Here is a 15,373-nt window from a genome sequence, read left to right on the forward strand (position 1 = left end):
GACAGACCACGGTTGACCGCATATAGAAGACTTTGACCATTTGTACAAAAATTATGGCCAGCCGGTTTTGCACCCGGCACAGCCCGGCAGGCCGGGGCAATCTTGTGCGAAGGCGCTACGTCGCAGAGGCAGATCCGGGCCCGCTACCCTTGGACTGATCCTCTTGCGTCAGCATCGGCGGGCGTCCCTCGGCCACATGATAGGTGACCTGCGGGAACGGAATCTCGATGCCATGCTCGTCGAAGGCGATCTTGAGCTGCTCGTTATAGGCGCGTCCCGTAGCCCACTGGGCGCCGGGGAAGGTCTTGATGCGGGCACGCAATGTGATGGCGGAATCACCGAAGGCCGTGACACCGTGCATGTCGAGATCGCCGATGATGCTGCCGCCGGCCGGCAGACCTTTCAGCCGGTCGAACGCCTCCTTCATCGCCGCCTTCGCCTTGGCAATATCCGTGTTGTAGGCAACGCCGATCTCCGCCACATGGAAGGAGAAGTCGCGCATGAAGTTCGACACCATGTCGACCGACGAGAACGGGATGATATGTGTGGTGCCGTTCACATCGCGCATGCGCACGGAGCGCACGGTCAGCCGTTCCACCGAACCCGTAATCCCGGCGACGGTAACCACATCGCCCTCATTGATGGCATTCTCGATCTGGATGAAGGCACCGGTGATGATGTCCTTCACCAGGGTCTGCGCACCGAAGGAAACAGCAAGGCCCAGAACACCGGCACCAGCGATCAGCGGGCCGATGTCGACGCCCAGTTCCGACAAGGCCAGCAGGGCAGCCATGATGATCACGATCACCGTGAAGGCATTGCGGAACAGCTGGAACAAGGTCCGCTCGCGCGACGAAATGATGGAATCATTCCGCCCCTTGAGGCGCAGATCCGTCCAGGACATGACCGCCAGCCAGATACCGAAGCAGATGAGCACAATCACCAAGGCCGAAGTAAGACGGCCCATCAGTCCGCCGCCGGCCCCTTCAAAGAGCCAGCCGGTCACATCCAGCACCGACCAGACCTGCAGCAGGATGGCACCCGCCAGCAGGCCAACCAGCACCCGCAGCACCTGCAGCACATGAGGAATGAACCGGTTCACCCGGCCCTCCAGCTCGGGCAACGTCTCCTTCAGGTCCTCCGGCAGGCGGATGCCTCCGGAAATGGCCCTTGTCATCATCAGCGACAGCAGCATGGCGCCAAGCACCGTCAGCATGGTCAGGCCGGTGCCGGTCACCACCACACGGGTCGCCTCGAACGGACGGGTGATCCAGATACCGAACACCACGAGGATGTAGAGCAGGGCCAGCGGCGCCCACACACGGGAGAGCGCGAGCAAGGCATGGCGCCCGATTTCCCCTTCCAGCGAATGGGCATAGGCCGCCATGGAGGTTTTGACATCATTGCGGTTGACCAGGACGATGATGGCCGCAATCGCCGTTGCCAGCAGCACGACCAGAACCCGCAAGGCATTGCCCACTGCGATCGAAATCGTCAGGTTTGCCACAGGCACCGCCAGCATCACCCCATAGCCAAGGAATGACACCACAAACCCCAGCCGCCGCGACCAGTAGCGCGCATGCGTATTGGACATCGGCAGCAGGCGCAGCTTTTCGCGCGCAGGTGAAAAGGTGATGCGAAGAGCCAGCCGGGCAAGCCCGGTGATCACAAAGGCATTGAGCGCCAGCGTCTCAAACAGGGAAAGACCGCTCTGCAACGGCCCAAGCCGGATCAGCGCCGCCGCATAACCAGCCACGGCCCCCAGCAGAAGGGCCACCACGTCTGCCAATGCCAGCAACAGCAGCAGACCTGCGCGCCAGAGCCAGCCGCGCTGCCCTGCCTGCTTCTCGAGCCTGTCGGCCACCGGGCGGCCAAACTGCCGCAGCAGCCAGTAAACGGCGAAAGCGCAGGCAAAAACAACCAGCAACTCAAGCGCGGTGTGGCGGATCCGGTCCCATTTGACCGTCACTTCTCCGGTCGCGAGCAAGTGAAACCCCCGCAGGGAAATCGTCATGCGCTCGGCAACATTGATGAAGTCGTCGATCACATATTTGGTGTAGGCCCCTACCCTGACCGCAAAGGTGTCATCCTGCGGCTCGGCTGCAGCAGGCGCCGCAGGTGCGGCAGCACCATTCGAAGCACCGGAAGCTGCGCCGCCTGCCTGTTCCGCCTGCCCCAGCCCTTCCAGAAGCCCGATCAGCGCGGCCCGGCCAGCGGGATCCTGCAGCACCTTGACCAGTGCATCACGGGCCTCGGCCATGGATTGCCGCTCACCGGCGGCCGTGGTGACGGCGGCCGCGCCCGCCTGCTGCGCCCCTTGTGCCTGGGTCTGAGGCGCACCCTGCGATCCGGAAGCCTGACTGGACTGCGCTGATGTCTGGGCTGGAGTTTGCCCCGGCCTCGAAGCCTCGGAAGCTGGCCGGGATTGCAGTTGCGGCTGATCCTGCTGGGCCGCAGGCACGCTCAGCGGAGCGCCATTTTGTGCAGCAACCGGGCTAAGCGCCGCAGCCGCCAGCAGAACGGCCAACAGGGGACCGCAAAAGCGGCCGAGCGAAGCTGTGAGTCGGGCGGTTGTGCATCTCATGCGCTAAGTCATAGCAAACAATACGGCAATATCCAGACTGGCAGCATGACAGAGATAGCAGATGGAGTTTTTCCGTGCAGGCAACCAAATTAGGCAATCCCGGAATTCCCTTGACTGAGACGATCTCCCGTACAGAAAAGGTCAGAACCTTCAAGGCAGGCTGATAACCCTTTGCTAACAGTAAGAACACTAAATTGCCCTTGGAAACAGACGGAAAAATCATGGCCGAAGAGCTGATTAGTCTAGCCATGAACCCTTCCGCGGATGCTCGCAGCGAGCTGATGCAGAAGCTGGCAGACATTTTACTGCTTCGGGCAGACCAAAACTCCGTCGAGGAACTGCAGCTGTTCGACCAGGTGATTCAGCGCCTGCTCGACGACAGCCCGCTGGACGACCGGGTGCGCCTTGCTGAAAAGATCGGTCCCTTTGCAGGAACACCCACCGGGCTTGCCGTCCGGCTGGCGCAGGACGAGCTTCAGGTCGCCCGCCCGGTTCTGGAACACTCTCCGGCCCTTGGCCCGCAGGAACTGGCCGCCCTTGCAGAGGATCTCGGGGAAGATCACCTTGAATGCATGACCCGGCGCGGTGATCTGCCGGCGGACGTGTCAGACACATTGGTCCGGCGCGGTCAGGTCCGGGTCTGGCGCCGCCTTGCGGGCAACCGCCGCATCAGGCTCTCGGAAGGCGCACTGGCGAGCCTCGCAAAAGCAGCCCAGGATGATGCTGCGCTGAGGGAAGAAATGACGCTGCGCGCCGACCTGACACCCCGCATCTGCCGCAGCCTGATCCCTTTCGTCGGCAAGGAAACCCAGGAGCGCCTGAAAGAACTGGCAGCCGGCAAGCTGACAGCCGAAGATCTGGAGGGAATCGCCCGCCGGCGCAAGATCCGGCGCAAGCTGGGAACGCTTCTGGATACATCCAACACCGGTCGGCTCTGGCGCGCCATCACCCTCGGCTCTGCCCTGCTGGACGATGTCATTCTGCTCATGCTCGAAGATGACCGGTTGACCAATGCAGCCGATCTCATCGCCCTGGCCTGCAACACCCACAAAGCGCATGTACGCTCCGCCGTGTTCAGCGTCGAAGGTGACAGGCTGCTGCACTTCGCCCGCCTCGCCGGGCTGTCCGTCTCTAGCTTCGCCCATCTTGTCCGCGCGCGCTCCAAGCACATGCATATCCAGCCAGATCATGCAGAAGCCCTCATCGAACGCTTTGCGAGCGAGACCCCCAGCGAGCTGGAACGCAAGCGTGCCCGCAGCGACTTTGCAGCACACCGTCCGCGCCGACCGCCTTCCGAAACCCCATCATCATGACCTGCGGACAGCACATCAGTGCATGCTGAAACGGCACGAGGCCCGCGCATCCACGCGAGCCCCGTGTCCGTTCTGAAAATTCCGATCAGCGGGCGCGTACGCGTCCTGCAACTTCATCCAGCTGATCCTGCTCTGCCTGCTCCTGCGCTTCCCGTTCCCGCTGATGGTCGCGCTCTTCGAGCTGCTCGAATTTCTTCAGCTCTTCAATCGCTTCGCTCAGCTCGTCGCGGGCCTTTTCCAGCTGGTCATCCAGCTCATGCGCGGAGTTGCGCAGATTGTCGCGCCGCGTTGCCGCGGCCTTTGCAAAGGTCGGATAGGCAAAATGCGTGACGTCGGTGATGCCGACACGCTCCTGCTCGGTCCGGATCTGGTCGTCGAGTTCATCCGCCATGCGGTGGAATTCGGCGATCATCGATTCAATCTGGGTAACCTGGCGGCGCTTCTCGTCCACCTGGAACCGCTTCAGACGAATGAGGCTTTCTCGGGACTTCATTACTCGGTACTCCCCTTACAAGGCGCACTCTAACCCGGAGTCATTTCCAAAAGGTTGGCAAGCTGCATGTAGCCCTCATCCAGAGGCGTCGCCTCGCCCTTGCCCTGTGTCAGAAATGTCTCAAGCGCATCATGACGTGAAATCGCCTCGTCCACCAAGGGGTCCGACCCGCGCCGGTAGGCACCAAGGCGAATGAGTTCTTCCATGTCCGCAAAAGTCGCCATCAGCGCCTTGGCCTTGCGCAGCACCGGGAGATAGTCCTGCGGAACGCAGCGCGGCATGGTTCGCGAAACTGACTTTAGCACATTGATGGCCGGATACCGCCCTCTTTCGGCAATCGACCGTTCCATCACCACGTGCCCATCCAGAATGCCGCGCACCGCATCGGCCACGGGCTCATTGTGGTTGTCGCCTTCCACCAGCACGGTGAACAGGCCGGTGATCGAACCGCTGTCGACCTTGCCGGGACCGGCCCGCTCCAGGAGGCGCGGCAATTCGGTGAAGACGGTCGGCGTATAGCCCTTGGAGGTCGGCGGCTCCCCGATGGACAGGCCGATCTCGCGCTGTGCCATGGCAAAGCGGGTGATCGAATCCATCATGCAGAGCACCTTCTTGCCCTCGTCACGGAAATATTCCGCAACCGTCATGGCCAGATAGGCCGCCTGACGGCGCATCAGCACGCTTTCATCCGACGTGGCCACCACGACGACCGAGCGGGCGAGCCCCTCCTCGCCCAGGTCATCCTCGATGAATTCCTGCACCTCGCGCCCGCGCTCGCCGATGAGCCCGATCACCGACACATCACAATCCGTATTGCGTGCCAGCATCGACATGAGCACCGACTTGCCCACGCCGGAACCGGCGAAGATGCCGATACGCTGGCCTTCGCAACAGGTGATAAAGGTGTTGAGCGCCCTCACCCCCAGATCCAGCGGCGGGCCGACGCGGGCCCGGTCGGCGGCCGGGGGCGGCGCGGTGCGCAAACGTTTCGCCGCCTCGCCGCCGGGCAGAGGTCCCTTCCCATCGATCGGCTCGCCCATGGCGTTGATGACGCGGCCCAGCCAGCGGGCCGCCGGATGCACGACACTGTCACGCGAAGCGACAAGCGCCCGGCACCCCATGCGTACACCTTCGAGGCCCGAAAACGGCATGCACAGCGCATGACCGGAGCGGAAGCCCACCACCTCGGCATAGACGGGCGGGATGCCATCGCCAATGTCGATGGCCAGCCGGGCACCAACGCTCATCTCGTGAATGGGACCGGCAATTTCGACAAGCAGACCCTGCACCGCCACAACCCGGCCCCATATCTGAGCGGGCATCAACGATTCGATCTCTGCAAAAAGTGCCTTCACACCAAACTTCCTCTCGATCCGTGGGCCGCTGGTAACCGAACGTTTACATCTCTGCTTAATGTTAATGAACGAAGCGTTGAGAGGCGAAAGCCATTTCAGGGCGTGATGGTAAGGTCAAACGAGTCTGATTGGAATCAGCTAGCCTGATTTCCTGATGTGAAACGTTAACGCATATGGAAGCCCCGATTGCCCGGGCTCTCACATGACTGGGCGTTTTTTCACAGTTTCAGACTATTGGTGCTTGCTGCGGGGAATCAGAATTTGTTAACCATAATTCACGAAGTGAGTCGGGGTTGACAATCAGTCCTACGTAGCGCGCGCACCGGCTGAACTGTTGCGATTTGCCCAGAATAGGCAGCACAAGGGGATTGACATGCGTGTATTGTTGATTGAGGACGATAGCGCCACTGCGCAGAGCATCGAGCTGATGCTGAAGTCCGAGAATTTCAACGTCTACACGACAGATCTTGGCGAGGAAGGCATCGACCTCGGCAAGCTGTACGACTACGACATCATTATGCTGGATCTTAACCTGCCGGACATGTCAGGTTACGAAGTCCTGCGGACACTGCGCGTTTCCAAGGTCAAGACACCGATCCTGATCCTCTCCGGCCTTGCCGGCATTGAGGACAAGGTGCGTGGCCTCGGCTTCGGCGCCGACGACTACATGACCAAGCCGTTCCACAAGGACGAACTGGTTGCCCGTATCCACGCCATCGTCCGTCGCTCGAAGGGTCACGCACAGTCCGTGATCGTTACCGGCGACCTGCGCGTCAACCTCGACACCAAGACGGTGGAAGTCGCTGGCCAGCGCGTCCACCTGACCGGCAAGGAGTACCAGATGCTGGAACTCCTGTCCCTGCGCAAGGGCACGACCCTGACCAAGGAAATGTTCCTGAACCACCTCTATGGCGGCATGGACGAGCCGGAACTGAAGATCATCGACGTGTTCATCTGCAAGCTGCGCAAGAAGCTCGCATCGGCCACCTCCGGCAAGAACTACATCGAAACGGTCTGGGGCCGTGGCTATGTGCTGCGTGAACCCGACATGGAAGTGGCTGCCTGAGACAGCCACCCCGCTTCATCCGCTTCAGGAGAACCTCCGTCCGCAAGGCCGGGGGTTTTTTTGCAATCTGAGCCGCAAATTGCAAGAAACCCGCATCCGGCAACCGGATGCGGGTTTCTTGCATTGCGCAAAGAAGCCGAAGGTTCAGAGACTGAACTGATAGGCGGCCGGCACGTACCGGAACCCATCGCCATTGGCCTCGACAAAGCCGACGGTGGGGAACGGCATGTGATAACCGGCGAAGGCCACCCGGTCGGCAGCAATCATGCCCAGCACCTTGCGGCGCGTTTCCGCTGCGGCGGCCTTGTCCATGTCGAAGCGGACTTCCCAGTCCGGATGGGCCAGTGACCAGACGAAATGATTGGTCATGTCGGCGGTCAGCACCAGGCGCCGGCCTTCCGATTCCAGATTGTAGATCATGTGGCCCGGCGTATGCCCGGCAGCATCCATGCCGGTGATGCCGGAAACCACGGCGCCACCGTCACCAATGAAGGTCATCTTTTCGGCGAAAGGCTTGACGTGGGTTTCCATCAGCTTGGCCACGCCATTGCTGGCCGGATCCTGCGCGGCCCAGAAATCATACTCGGCCTGACCCGCAACATAGACCGCATTCGGGAAAGCGGGATTGCCGCCCTCCAGCATGCCGCCGATGTGGTCCGGGTGCATATGGGTCAGCACCACAATATCCACCTGCTCGGGGCTGTAGCCTGCGGCCTGCAGTGCCGCCCGCATGTTGCCACGGTCCGGGCGTCCGCCCTCACCCACACCGGTATCGAACAGCACCAGCTTGTCACCGGTATTCACAAGCACCGGGGTGAAGGAATTGCGGAACTTGTCCACCGGCAGAAAATTGGCCTCGGACACCGCGTTGAACTCTTCGGCAGGCACATTCATGCCGAAGGTCTTCTGCGGCTCCTCGCTCACCGCAGCCCCGTCCAGAAGGGCCGTCACCTCGAAGGCGCCCACCTTGAAGCGGGAGACGGAAAGAAGGGCTTCCGTCTGCATGGGTGCTGCGGCCTGCGCGCGAAGCGGCGCAAGACCCAGACCGAGGCCCGCTGCGCCTGCGGCCGTCAGCCCCGCGGCGCCTCCGGCCAGAATATGGCGGCGATTGAATGAAACTGGCTGATCCATCATCCCGGTTCTCCAAATGATCAGTCGTTCATGGCCTGAGACTGAATGTGCCAAGCCTCGCCTGACAAACTGGAGCACCACAGGTTGAGATCAAGCAGAACGCCGTGATCTGACGCGATCGTGAAGACGAAAAGCCAATGGCCGCCCTGGTTGGGCGGCCATCAGCACAAGAGATATCCGGGCAGCTTATACCAAGGCGCTGAGATGCTGACGCATCACGCCTTGAAAATGCTCAAGCGCCGCACGGGCTTACCCAATGCTCGATGAGTCAAGCTCATCGAGCATTGGTATTACTTCAGGCCAAAGGCAGACGTTGCACCAGCGGCGGCGAAGCGGGACGCAGGCTTTGCGGCTGCCTGCTTGAGCTGGTAGAGGCCACGCTGGCCCGGCACCGGCTGGAAGGCATCGGTCAGGCCCACCACGGTTTCGGCGGCGCCAAGCACCAGATATCCGTCATCCGGCATCATCTTGGCGATGCGGTGCAGGATATCCACCTTGGTCTGCTGGTCGAAATAGATCAGCACGTTGCGGCAGAACACGATGTCGAATTCGCCGAGGTGGCTGAAATTCTCCAGAAGGTTCAGCTTGCGCCACTCGATCATGGCACGCAGATCCGGGTTGATCTGCCGCAGGTCACCCTGCTGCGAGAAATACTTCAGCAGCATCTGGATCGGCAGGCCGCGCTGCACCTCGAACTGGCTGTAGATGCCGGTCTTGGCCTTCTCCAGCACTTCCGTGGACAGATCGGTGCCGAGGATGCGGAACCGCCAGCCGGCAACCTTGGCCGCGTTCTCCTTCAGGCAGATCCCCAGGGAATAGGGTTCCTGACCGGTGGAGGCAGCCGCACACCAGATGCGCACGCTGCGGCTGCTGGCACGGTTTTGAAGCATCGCCGGCAGCATGATGTTGGTGAAATGATCGAACGGCGTCTTGTCGCGGAAGAAGAACGACTCGTTGGTCGTCATCGCTTCCACCACGGCATTGGCCAGCATGGCGTTGCCGCCGCGCTGCAGCGAGCCCACCAGCGCGGACAGGCCGTCAATGCCATTCTTGCGCGCCACCGGCACCAGACGGCTCTCGACCAGATACTGCTTGTCATCAGACAAGACCAGACCGGACCGCTCTTTCAGGAAGCGCTTGAGGAATTCATATTCGGCCGGTGTCATCGGATAGTCCCCTTCAACACGCGCACAATTTTGGGTCCAATTTCCATGAGCGGCAGAATGTCGCTGCACAGGCCCGTGTTGGCAGCTGCCCCAGGCATGCCCCAGACAACGCTGGAAGCCTCGTCCTGAGTAATAATGCTGCCGCCACCGGCGGAAATGGTCTTCACGCCATTCGCGCCGTCCGAGCCCATACCCGTCAGGATGAGCGCCAGTGTTGCCGAGCCATAGGCCTTGGCAACGCTGTCAAACATCGGATCGACGGCAGGTTTGCAGAAATTCACCGGAGGATCATCCGTCAGGCGGATCTTTACCGCACCCCCGTCCTTTTCCAGGATCATGTGCTTGCCACCCGGCGCCACATAAATATGGCCCGGCTGCAGCACATCACCTGTCTGCCCTTCCTTGGAGGGGCGCATCGCGGCCTTGCCGATGTGTTCGGCGAGAATGGCCGTGAAGGTCGGCGGCATGTGCTGCGTCACGACCACCGGAATGTCGCCAATCACCGGGCCGATATCGCGCATGACCTGCTGCAGCGCCTGCGGGCCGCCGGTCGAGCTGCCGATCGCCAGAATGCGCGGGCGGGCCGACGAATAGGGCTTGGTCTGCAGGCCCTGCTTCGGTGCTTCAGCACGGGTTGCCAGTGCCGGGCGGGTCGCCAGCGCGCCCACGGGCGCCTGCGAAGCCGTACGTCCAGCGGCCGTTTCTGCACGCATGACGCGGGCGCGGCTGTTGATACGGCGGGCACGCTCTCCGAGCGCCTTGACCTTGTCCAGAAGCTCCCGGCGGAAGTCGACCGAAGTGGTCAGCTCCGAAGTGCTTTCCGGTTTGGGCACATAGTCCGCAGCACCCAGCGACAGCGCCTTGAGAGAGATCTCGGCGTTGCGGCGCGTCAGCGTTGAGGCCATGACCACGATAAGATCACGCTTCTTGGCCAGCATGAGCGGCAGCGCCGTCAGACCGTCCATTTCCGGCATTTCAATATCAAGCACAACAACGTCCGGGTTGCTGCGCAGAATATCATCAACAGCCAGCTTGCCGTTCCGGTGCGATGCGACGACGGCGAGTGCCGGGTCCGCATCCAGCCAACGGCCGAGAAGTCCACGGATGACCACCGCATCATCAACCACCATCACGCGGATGGGGTCGGTGTTTGGTGTCGATCCCGTGGTAAGATTTGTCTGTGCAAATGCCATCCTGGCTGCCCTGTGAAAGGGTTAGATCAGACCGACTTCCTGGAATTTCGCCTCGACGATTTCCCGGTCGAAGGGTTTCATGATGTATTCGTTCGCACCGGCCCGGATGGCACGGGCAATGTGCGCTACATCGTTTTCCGTCGTGCAGAAGACCACGACAGGCTTGTCGCCGCCGGGCTCGCGGCGAAGGCTGGTCAGAAACTCGAGGCCATCCATGACCGGCATGTTCCAGTCGAGCAGGATGGCGTCAGGCATCTGGTTGCGGCAGGCGTCCAGCGCCTGCTGCCCATCCTCGGCTTCGGTGATCTCGAAATGGAGGTCCTCAAGAATCCGGCGTGCGACCTTGCGGATCACGCTGGAGTCGTCCACTACAAGACACTGTTTCATCTGCCTGTTCTCCATAGTACCCGGGTTCTGAGCATCCATGGCCTCAAGCGGCCATGGGCTCACTCATCATCGCCCCGAGCAGGCGCTCTACATCAAGGATCACCATCAGCTGGCCATCCAGGCGGTGCACACCGCCCGAGATTTCCGACCAGCGCTTGTCGAGGTTCTGCGGGTTCGGCTCCGCCGTCTTGGCCGACAGGGTCAGCACCTCACCCACCGTATCGATCACAAGCCCGTAGGATTCGTGCTTGTATTCGATGCCGACAGCCATCATCTGGCCGTCCTGACGGGGCGGCAGATGCAGGCGGCGGCGCATGTCGATGGCGGTGACGATCCGGCCGCGCAGGTTCAGCACACCGGCCACTTCCGGAGCAGACAGCGGCACGCGGGTGACGCTTTCCGGCACGAACACGTCATGCACCTGGGAAATCGGCAGGCCGAACAGCTGGCCACCGATCACCACGGTGACGTACTGGATCATGTCGCTGCCGGAACCGGCGAGATTGTGGTCAACGGCACTCATGCGGCCACTCCCATTTCACCAGAGAACACATCCTTGAGGGCCGCGATCAGGCCCGGACGGTCGAACTTTGCCACATAGTCATCAAAGCCTGCCTGACGGCCGCGCTCGATGGATGCCGGCGTGACCATGGCCGACAGGGCCAGGATCGGGATCTTGCGGAAGCGCGGATCGCGGCGCAGGGCTTCGCAGAACTCGAAGCCGTTGACGCGCGGCATCTCGATGTCGCTGACAATGGCCTGGAACTCGACGCCGCTCTCCAGCAGTTCGAACGCTTCGTCCGGACCGGTGCAGGTGGTGACGTCATAGCCGGCGGCCTTGAGGACAGGCGTCAGCATGTTCCGGAAGAAGGCCGAGTCGTCGACGAAGAGGATCTTTTTGGTCAGCGACCGGATGTCCATCTCCTTGCGCATGAACCAGTCCTCGAAGGCCTGCGGCAGGTAGTAGCCGAGGTCGAGGATTTCGGTTGCGCGGTCCTTGATGACGGCCGAGCCCAGGATGCCCGGACGCTCCGAGCCAACCTCGATGTTCAGGCGGTCTTCAACGATGTCCACGATCTCGTCGACGACGAGGCCCATGGAGCGGCCGCTGTCGGAGAACACCAGCATCGGCTGGGTGCCTTCCGTCTTGTGGTGGTCGCCTTCGTTGACATAGACGAGCGGCATGAGGGCACCGCGGTACTGAACCAGATCGCGGCCGTTGGAACGCTCGATCTTGGAGACCTCGAACTCTTCCAGACGCGTGACCAGCGACAGCGGCACGGCCTTCGGCTCGGGAGCCCCTGCACGGAACAGCAGCAGCGAGATCGGCTTCTGGCCTTCGCCGAGACGGCTCCGTGCGTCTTCCTGCTCTTCGTTCTGCTCGGCAACCGCGCTGGAAGCGTGGCTGGCCATGGCCGAAGCGATGCCGTTCGGATCGATGATCATGATCACCGAGCCGTCACCCAGAATGGTGTTGCCGGAGAACATGTTGAGGTTGCGCAGCATCGAGGACATGGGCTTGACCACGATTTCCTCGGTGTGGAAGACGCCATCCACCACGACGCCGAAGGTCTGGCTGCCGACCTGCATGACAACGATGAAGCCGTTGTCCTCGTCGATGGCCTTCTCTGCGTTTTCGCCCTCGTAGATGCCCAGCAGCTGCGACAGATGCAGCAGCGGCAGCAGCTTGTTGCGCAGGCGCAGAACCGGCGTGTCCTTGATGCGTTCGATACGGTGCTCGGAGTTGGTCTGCACGCGGACCAGTTCGACCACGGAGAGCTGCGGGATCGCGAAACGGTCACCGCTGGCCTCGACGATCAGGGTCGAGACGATGGCGAGCGTCAGCGGGATCTTGATGATGAAGCTGGAGCCCTTGCCCGGGGTGGAGCGAAGGTCAACCGTACCACCGATCAGCTCGATGTTGTTGCGCACCACGTCCATGCCGACGCCACGGCCGGAGACGCTGGTGACGGCAGCGGCCGTGGAGAAGCCGGCGGCAAAGATGAAGCGATGGATCTGCGCATCGGTCATCTTGTCGAGTTCGGCTTCGGTCGAAATACCGCGCTCGATTGCCTTTGCCTTGATCTTGTCGACATCGAGACCGCGGCCGTCGTCCTTGACCTCGATGATGATGTGGCCGCCTTCATGGTAAGCGGACAGGGTGATGATACCCTTTTCCGGCTTTCCGGCTGCACGGCGGGCCGCAGGCATTTCGAGGCCATGGTCGGCGGAGTTGCGGACCATGTGGGTCAGCGGGTCCTTGATCATCTCAAGGACCTGACGGTCGAGTTCCGTCTCGGCGCCGATCATTTCCAGTTCGATCGGCTTTTCCAGTTCCTGGCTCAGGTCGCGCACGATGCGCGGCAGCTTCTGCCAGGCGTTGCCGATCGGCTGCATGCGGGTCTTCATGACGCCTTCCTGCAGCTCGGCCGTCACGTTGGACAGACGCTGCAGCGGCACCTTGAATTCGCTGTCTTCGTGACGGCGGACGATTTCCAGCAGCTGGTTACGGGTCAGCACCAGCTCGGACACCATCGTCATCAGGTGTTCAAGAGTTTCAACCGCGACACGGATGGACTGGTTGGAGACACCGCCGCCGGCAGCAGCCTTCTTGTCAGCCTTGTCCTCGCCGTCGTCATCACGGGCAACAGGCGCACGCGGGGCCTTGGCAGGCTTGGCTTCGGCGGCAGCCGGTGCAGCAGCAGCCGGGGCCTTGGGTGCGGGGGCGGGCTCGGGTTCAACCGCAGCAACCTCGACCTCGGTCTCGGTCTCGCGGAATGCGCGCTCAAGTTCATCAAGGGAAACTTCACCGGGGCGCAGGGGGCGCTCAAGGATCTGCAGCGGCATGTCTTCGGCAGCTGGTTCCGGCTCCGGCTCCGGAGCTGCCGCGGCCGCAGGTGTCTGCGCGCTCATCGACATCCGCTCCAGCTCGGATATCAGATCGCTGTCATCGCCCTGCGGCTCTTCGCCTTCTGCAGCTTCCAGGTCGGCCAGGATCTCCTTGATCCGGTCGATCGAGCTGAGAATGAGCGACACCGCTTCAGGCGTCACCGGAACGCCGTCACGGAACTTGCCCATGAGGGTTTCGGCAGCATGGGCAATCCCTTCAAGGCGCGGCAGCCCGAGGAAGCCGCACGTGCCCTTGATGGTGTGAACCAGCCGGAAAATGTTGTCCAGGATGGTCGCGTTGTTTGGCTCTTGCTCGAACTTGACGAGCTCAACGTCCACAACATCGAGACTCTCACTGGTCTCGGTCAGAAATTCCCTGAGGAGGTCGTCCATGGCCTGCACTCACCCGACTAGTTACTGGTTCCGCGCCCCCGAAGGGACGGCTGGACCGGGATGTCCATGTCGTGAGGTTGGCCCTAAACAGTTAAGATAGACTGAAGCGGGTTCAGCTTCCTGCCAGTGATTTCTATACCTGAGTTGCGGTAAGCCTTACGCCCTCGTCGTCTTTGACAATATCAATCTTCATGCCGCATTCACGCGCCAGCAGAACAGTATAAATCGGCTGCACGGAGTGCGCATCGACGCGCTCGGGCTCTTCGCCCGACAGTGTCGCCTGCATGCCCAGCGGAATCCGCGGATTCACGCCCTTTGCGGTCAATTCGAAGGACGGGCTGGCAGGCTGGCCGGTCATCGAAACGGTGATCTCGCCCCCGCGCGGCACGCATTGATTGGCGATCAGAAGCAAGTTTAGCAAAAGCTTAACCAAGTTCTTCGGCATCAGCTGCCGGTCAATCTGCCAGTTGAGATTTGACTTCTCGTTCTCCATGAGCGCGCCCGCCACGGACTGGGCATCGCCCAGATCAATTTCTGCCCCGGCAGAGCCAGCCGCGCCAAAGGCAAGGCGGGCAAACTGCAGCTTTGCGGAGGCCTGACGCGCACTCTTGCGGATCAGTTCCATGGCGAATTCGCGCATGTCGCCGGAGCCGTCCTCGTCCAGCACCTCAAGCCCGTTGATGATAGCCCCCACCGGCGAGATGATGTCGTGACAGATACGGCTGGACACCAAGGCCGAGAGGTCGAGGGAGGTGAGATCTTTCATTTCGGACATGGACGGACAAAGCTCCAGATCTGGCCAGCTGCAGACATGATTCGAGAAAATGTACCAAAGCGTTACACAGGCAGGCAGGCCCTGCCAAGGGAATGCAGTCCTTTCAGGGCAGCAAACAGCCAGTTTTAAGGGCATTTGCCGCCGCTGCCTCGACGGAGGTCTCGAGAGAGGTCAGGAACAGGTAGCGGTTCACCGCCGTATGAAAGAAATAAAGCCGGCTCTCAACCACCGCAAAGATGGCCGGATTGCCTGCCGTCGCATAGCCCTCCACCAGCGCATAGGCGCCGCAGCCGCCATATTGCGGGGCATAGACCTCCGGATCGCGCTCGAAGGCAGCCTTGTTGCCCTCGTTGACGAACAGCCACCGCACGCCGCGCCAGGACAATTCGATCCGGCGGTCGCCAAGCCGCGGATAGCCGTCGACAAAAAATGCGACAGGATCATAGCCGCCAATGGCATAGGCCGTGACCGGATCGGCCAGATAGAAATCCGGGCGGGCAGGAGCACCACCGGCACTGAGCGCAAAGAAAACGGCCGCCATGGCGAATTGCTTGGCCGGAAGCCATAACCTTGTCAGATTCAAGGTAAATTCTGACATTGATTCGGGTCCTGCTGCCATGATTCGAGC

The 15,373-nt window shown here is 61.5% G+C and carries 13 protein-coding genes; 2 read left to right on the forward strand and 11 right to left on the reverse strand.

The window, feature by feature from the left end; translation table 11 throughout:
• Nucleotides 1–115: 115 nt before the first annotated feature.
• Nucleotides 116–2,260, reverse strand: coding sequence for a mechanosensitive ion channel domain-containing protein (locus ACVNHC_RS17530; RefSeq protein ID WP_457168364.1), 2,145 nt, complete (start codon nucleotides 2,258–2,260; stop codon nucleotides 116–118).
• Between the two features lie 545 nt (nucleotides 2,261–2,805).
• Between ACVNHC_RS17530 and ACVNHC_RS17535 the strand changes: the two genes are divergently transcribed.
• Complete coding sequence (locus tag ACVNHC_RS17535; RefSeq protein WP_082675940.1) at nucleotides 2,806–3,897, forward strand: DUF2336 domain-containing protein; 1,092 nt, start codon at nucleotides 2,806–2,808, stop codon at nucleotides 3,895–3,897.
• 85 nt (nucleotides 3,898–3,982) lie between these two features.
• Here ACVNHC_RS17535 and fliJ read toward each other — a convergent pair whose 3' ends face one another.
• Nucleotides 3,983–4,390 (reverse strand): flagellar export protein FliJ, encoded by a 408-nt coding sequence (gene fliJ / locus ACVNHC_RS17540; RefSeq protein ID WP_019965066.1) that lies wholly within the window; start codon nucleotides 4,388–4,390, stop codon nucleotides 3,983–3,985.
• A 29-nt stretch (nucleotides 4,391–4,419) separates the two neighbouring features.
• Nucleotides 4,420–5,745, reverse strand: a complete 1,326-nt coding sequence (gene fliI / locus ACVNHC_RS17545) for a flagellar protein export ATPase FliI (protein ID WP_457168367.1) — start codon at nucleotides 5,743–5,745, stop codon at nucleotides 4,420–4,422.
• Nucleotides 5,746–6,118: 373 nt separating this feature from the next.
• Between fliI and ctrA the strand changes: the two genes are divergently transcribed.
• Nucleotides 6,119–6,811, forward strand: coding sequence for a response regulator transcription factor CtrA (ctrA, locus tag ACVNHC_RS17550; RefSeq protein WP_019965068.1), 693 nt, complete (start codon nucleotides 6,119–6,121; stop codon nucleotides 6,809–6,811).
• A gap of 144 nt (nucleotides 6,812–6,955) precedes the next feature.
• On the opposite strand, the gene ACVNHC_RS17555 is transcribed toward ctrA, so the two are convergent.
• The 8 genes from ACVNHC_RS17555 to ACVNHC_RS17590 all read right to left on the reverse strand — a co-directional run bounded on the left by ACVNHC_RS17555 (nucleotide 6,956) and on the right by ACVNHC_RS17590 (nucleotide 15,286).
• Complete coding sequence (locus ACVNHC_RS17555; protein ID WP_457168588.1) at nucleotides 6,956–7,942, reverse strand: MBL fold metallo-hydrolase; 987 nt, start codon at nucleotides 7,940–7,942, stop codon at nucleotides 6,956–6,958.
• Nucleotides 7,943–8,232: 290 nt separating this feature from the next.
• Nucleotides 8,233–9,108 carry a CheR family methyltransferase gene (locus ACVNHC_RS17560; protein WP_457168369.1) on the reverse strand — a complete coding sequence of 292 codons (876 nt, stop codon included), beginning with the start codon at nucleotides 9,106–9,108 and terminating at the stop codon, nucleotides 8,233–8,235.
• Complete coding sequence (locus ACVNHC_RS17565; protein ID WP_050472499.1) at nucleotides 9,105–10,301, reverse strand: protein-glutamate methylesterase/protein-glutamine glutaminase; 1,197 nt, start codon at nucleotides 10,299–10,301, stop codon at nucleotides 9,105–9,107. Before ACVNHC_RS17565 ends, ACVNHC_RS17560 begins: the two co-directional genes overlap by 4 nt.
• Before the next feature lie 21 nt (nucleotides 10,302–10,322).
• Complete coding sequence (locus ACVNHC_RS17570) at nucleotides 10,323–10,688, reverse strand: response regulator (protein WP_026355815.1); 366 nt, start codon at nucleotides 10,686–10,688, stop codon at nucleotides 10,323–10,325.
• Between the two features lie 43 nt (nucleotides 10,689–10,731).
• Complete coding sequence (locus tag ACVNHC_RS17575; RefSeq protein WP_050472498.1) at nucleotides 10,732–11,211, reverse strand: chemotaxis protein CheW; 480 nt, start codon at nucleotides 11,209–11,211, stop codon at nucleotides 10,732–10,734.
• A complete protein-coding gene (locus tag ACVNHC_RS17580) occupies nucleotides 11,208–13,970 on the reverse strand; it encodes a hybrid sensor histidine kinase/response regulator (RefSeq protein ID WP_050472497.1) in 2,763 nt (920 codons plus the stop codon). Before ACVNHC_RS17580 ends, ACVNHC_RS17575 begins: the two co-directional genes overlap by 4 nt.
• Before the next feature lie 133 nt (nucleotides 13,971–14,103).
• Nucleotides 14,104–14,745 (reverse strand): histidine phosphotransferase ChpT, encoded by a 642-nt coding sequence (gene chpT / locus ACVNHC_RS17585; RefSeq protein WP_050472496.1) that lies wholly within the window; start codon nucleotides 14,743–14,745, stop codon nucleotides 14,104–14,106.
• 103 nt (nucleotides 14,746–14,848) lie between these two features.
• Entirely contained in the window at nucleotides 14,849–15,286 is a 438-nt protein-coding gene (locus tag ACVNHC_RS17590) for a YHS domain-containing (seleno)protein (RefSeq protein WP_050472562.1), read from the reverse strand.
• Nucleotides 15,287–15,373 lie beyond the last annotated feature (87 nt).

Source organism: Pannonibacter sp. Q-1, from assembly GCF_054073275.1.

Excerpts from the sequence above, each read along its gene's own strand:
- fliJ (WP_019965066.1), bottom strand. The coding sequence starts at position 4,390 with ATGAAGTCCCGAGAAAGCCTCATTCGTCTGAAGCGGTTCCAGGTGGAC.
- ACVNHC_RS17575 (WP_050472498.1), bottom strand. The coding sequence starts at position 11,211 with ATGAGTGCCGTTGACCACAATCTCGCCGGTTCCGGCAGCGACATGATC.
- ACVNHC_RS17570 (WP_026355815.1), bottom strand. The coding sequence starts at position 10,688 with ATGAAACAGTGTCTTGTAGTGGACGACTCCAGCGTGATCCGCAAGGTC.
- ACVNHC_RS17555 (WP_457168588.1), bottom strand. The coding sequence starts at position 7,942 with ATGGATCAGCCAGTTTCATTCAATCGCCGCCATATTCTGGCCGGAGGC.
- ACVNHC_RS17560 (WP_457168369.1), bottom strand. The coding sequence starts at position 9,108 with ATGACACCGGCCGAATATGAATTCCTCAAGCGCTTCCTGAAAGAGCGG.
- ACVNHC_RS17590 (WP_050472562.1), bottom strand. The coding sequence starts at position 15,286 with ATGGCGGCCGTTTTCTTTGCGCTCAGTGCCGGTGGTGCTCCTGCCCGC.
- ctrA (WP_019965068.1), top strand. The coding sequence starts at position 6,119 with ATGCGTGTATTGTTGATTGAGGACGATAGCGCCACTGCGCAGAGCATC.
- chpT (WP_050472496.1), bottom strand. The coding sequence starts at position 14,745 with ATGTCCGAAATGAAAGATCTCACCTCCCTCGACCTCTCGGCCTTGGTG.
- ACVNHC_RS17535 (WP_082675940.1), top strand. The coding sequence starts at position 2,806 with ATGGCCGAAGAGCTGATTAGTCTAGCCATGAACCCTTCCGCGGATGCT.
- ACVNHC_RS17580 (WP_050472497.1), bottom strand. The coding sequence starts at position 13,970 with ATGGACGACCTCCTCAGGGAATTTCTGACCGAGACCAGTGAGAGTCTC.
- ACVNHC_RS17530 (WP_457168364.1), bottom strand. The coding sequence starts at position 2,260 with ATGGCCGAGGCCCGTGATGCACTGGTCAAGGTGCTGCAGGATCCCGCT.
- ACVNHC_RS17565 (WP_050472499.1), bottom strand. The coding sequence starts at position 10,301 with ATGGCATTTGCACAGACAAATCTTACCACGGGATCGACACCAAACACC.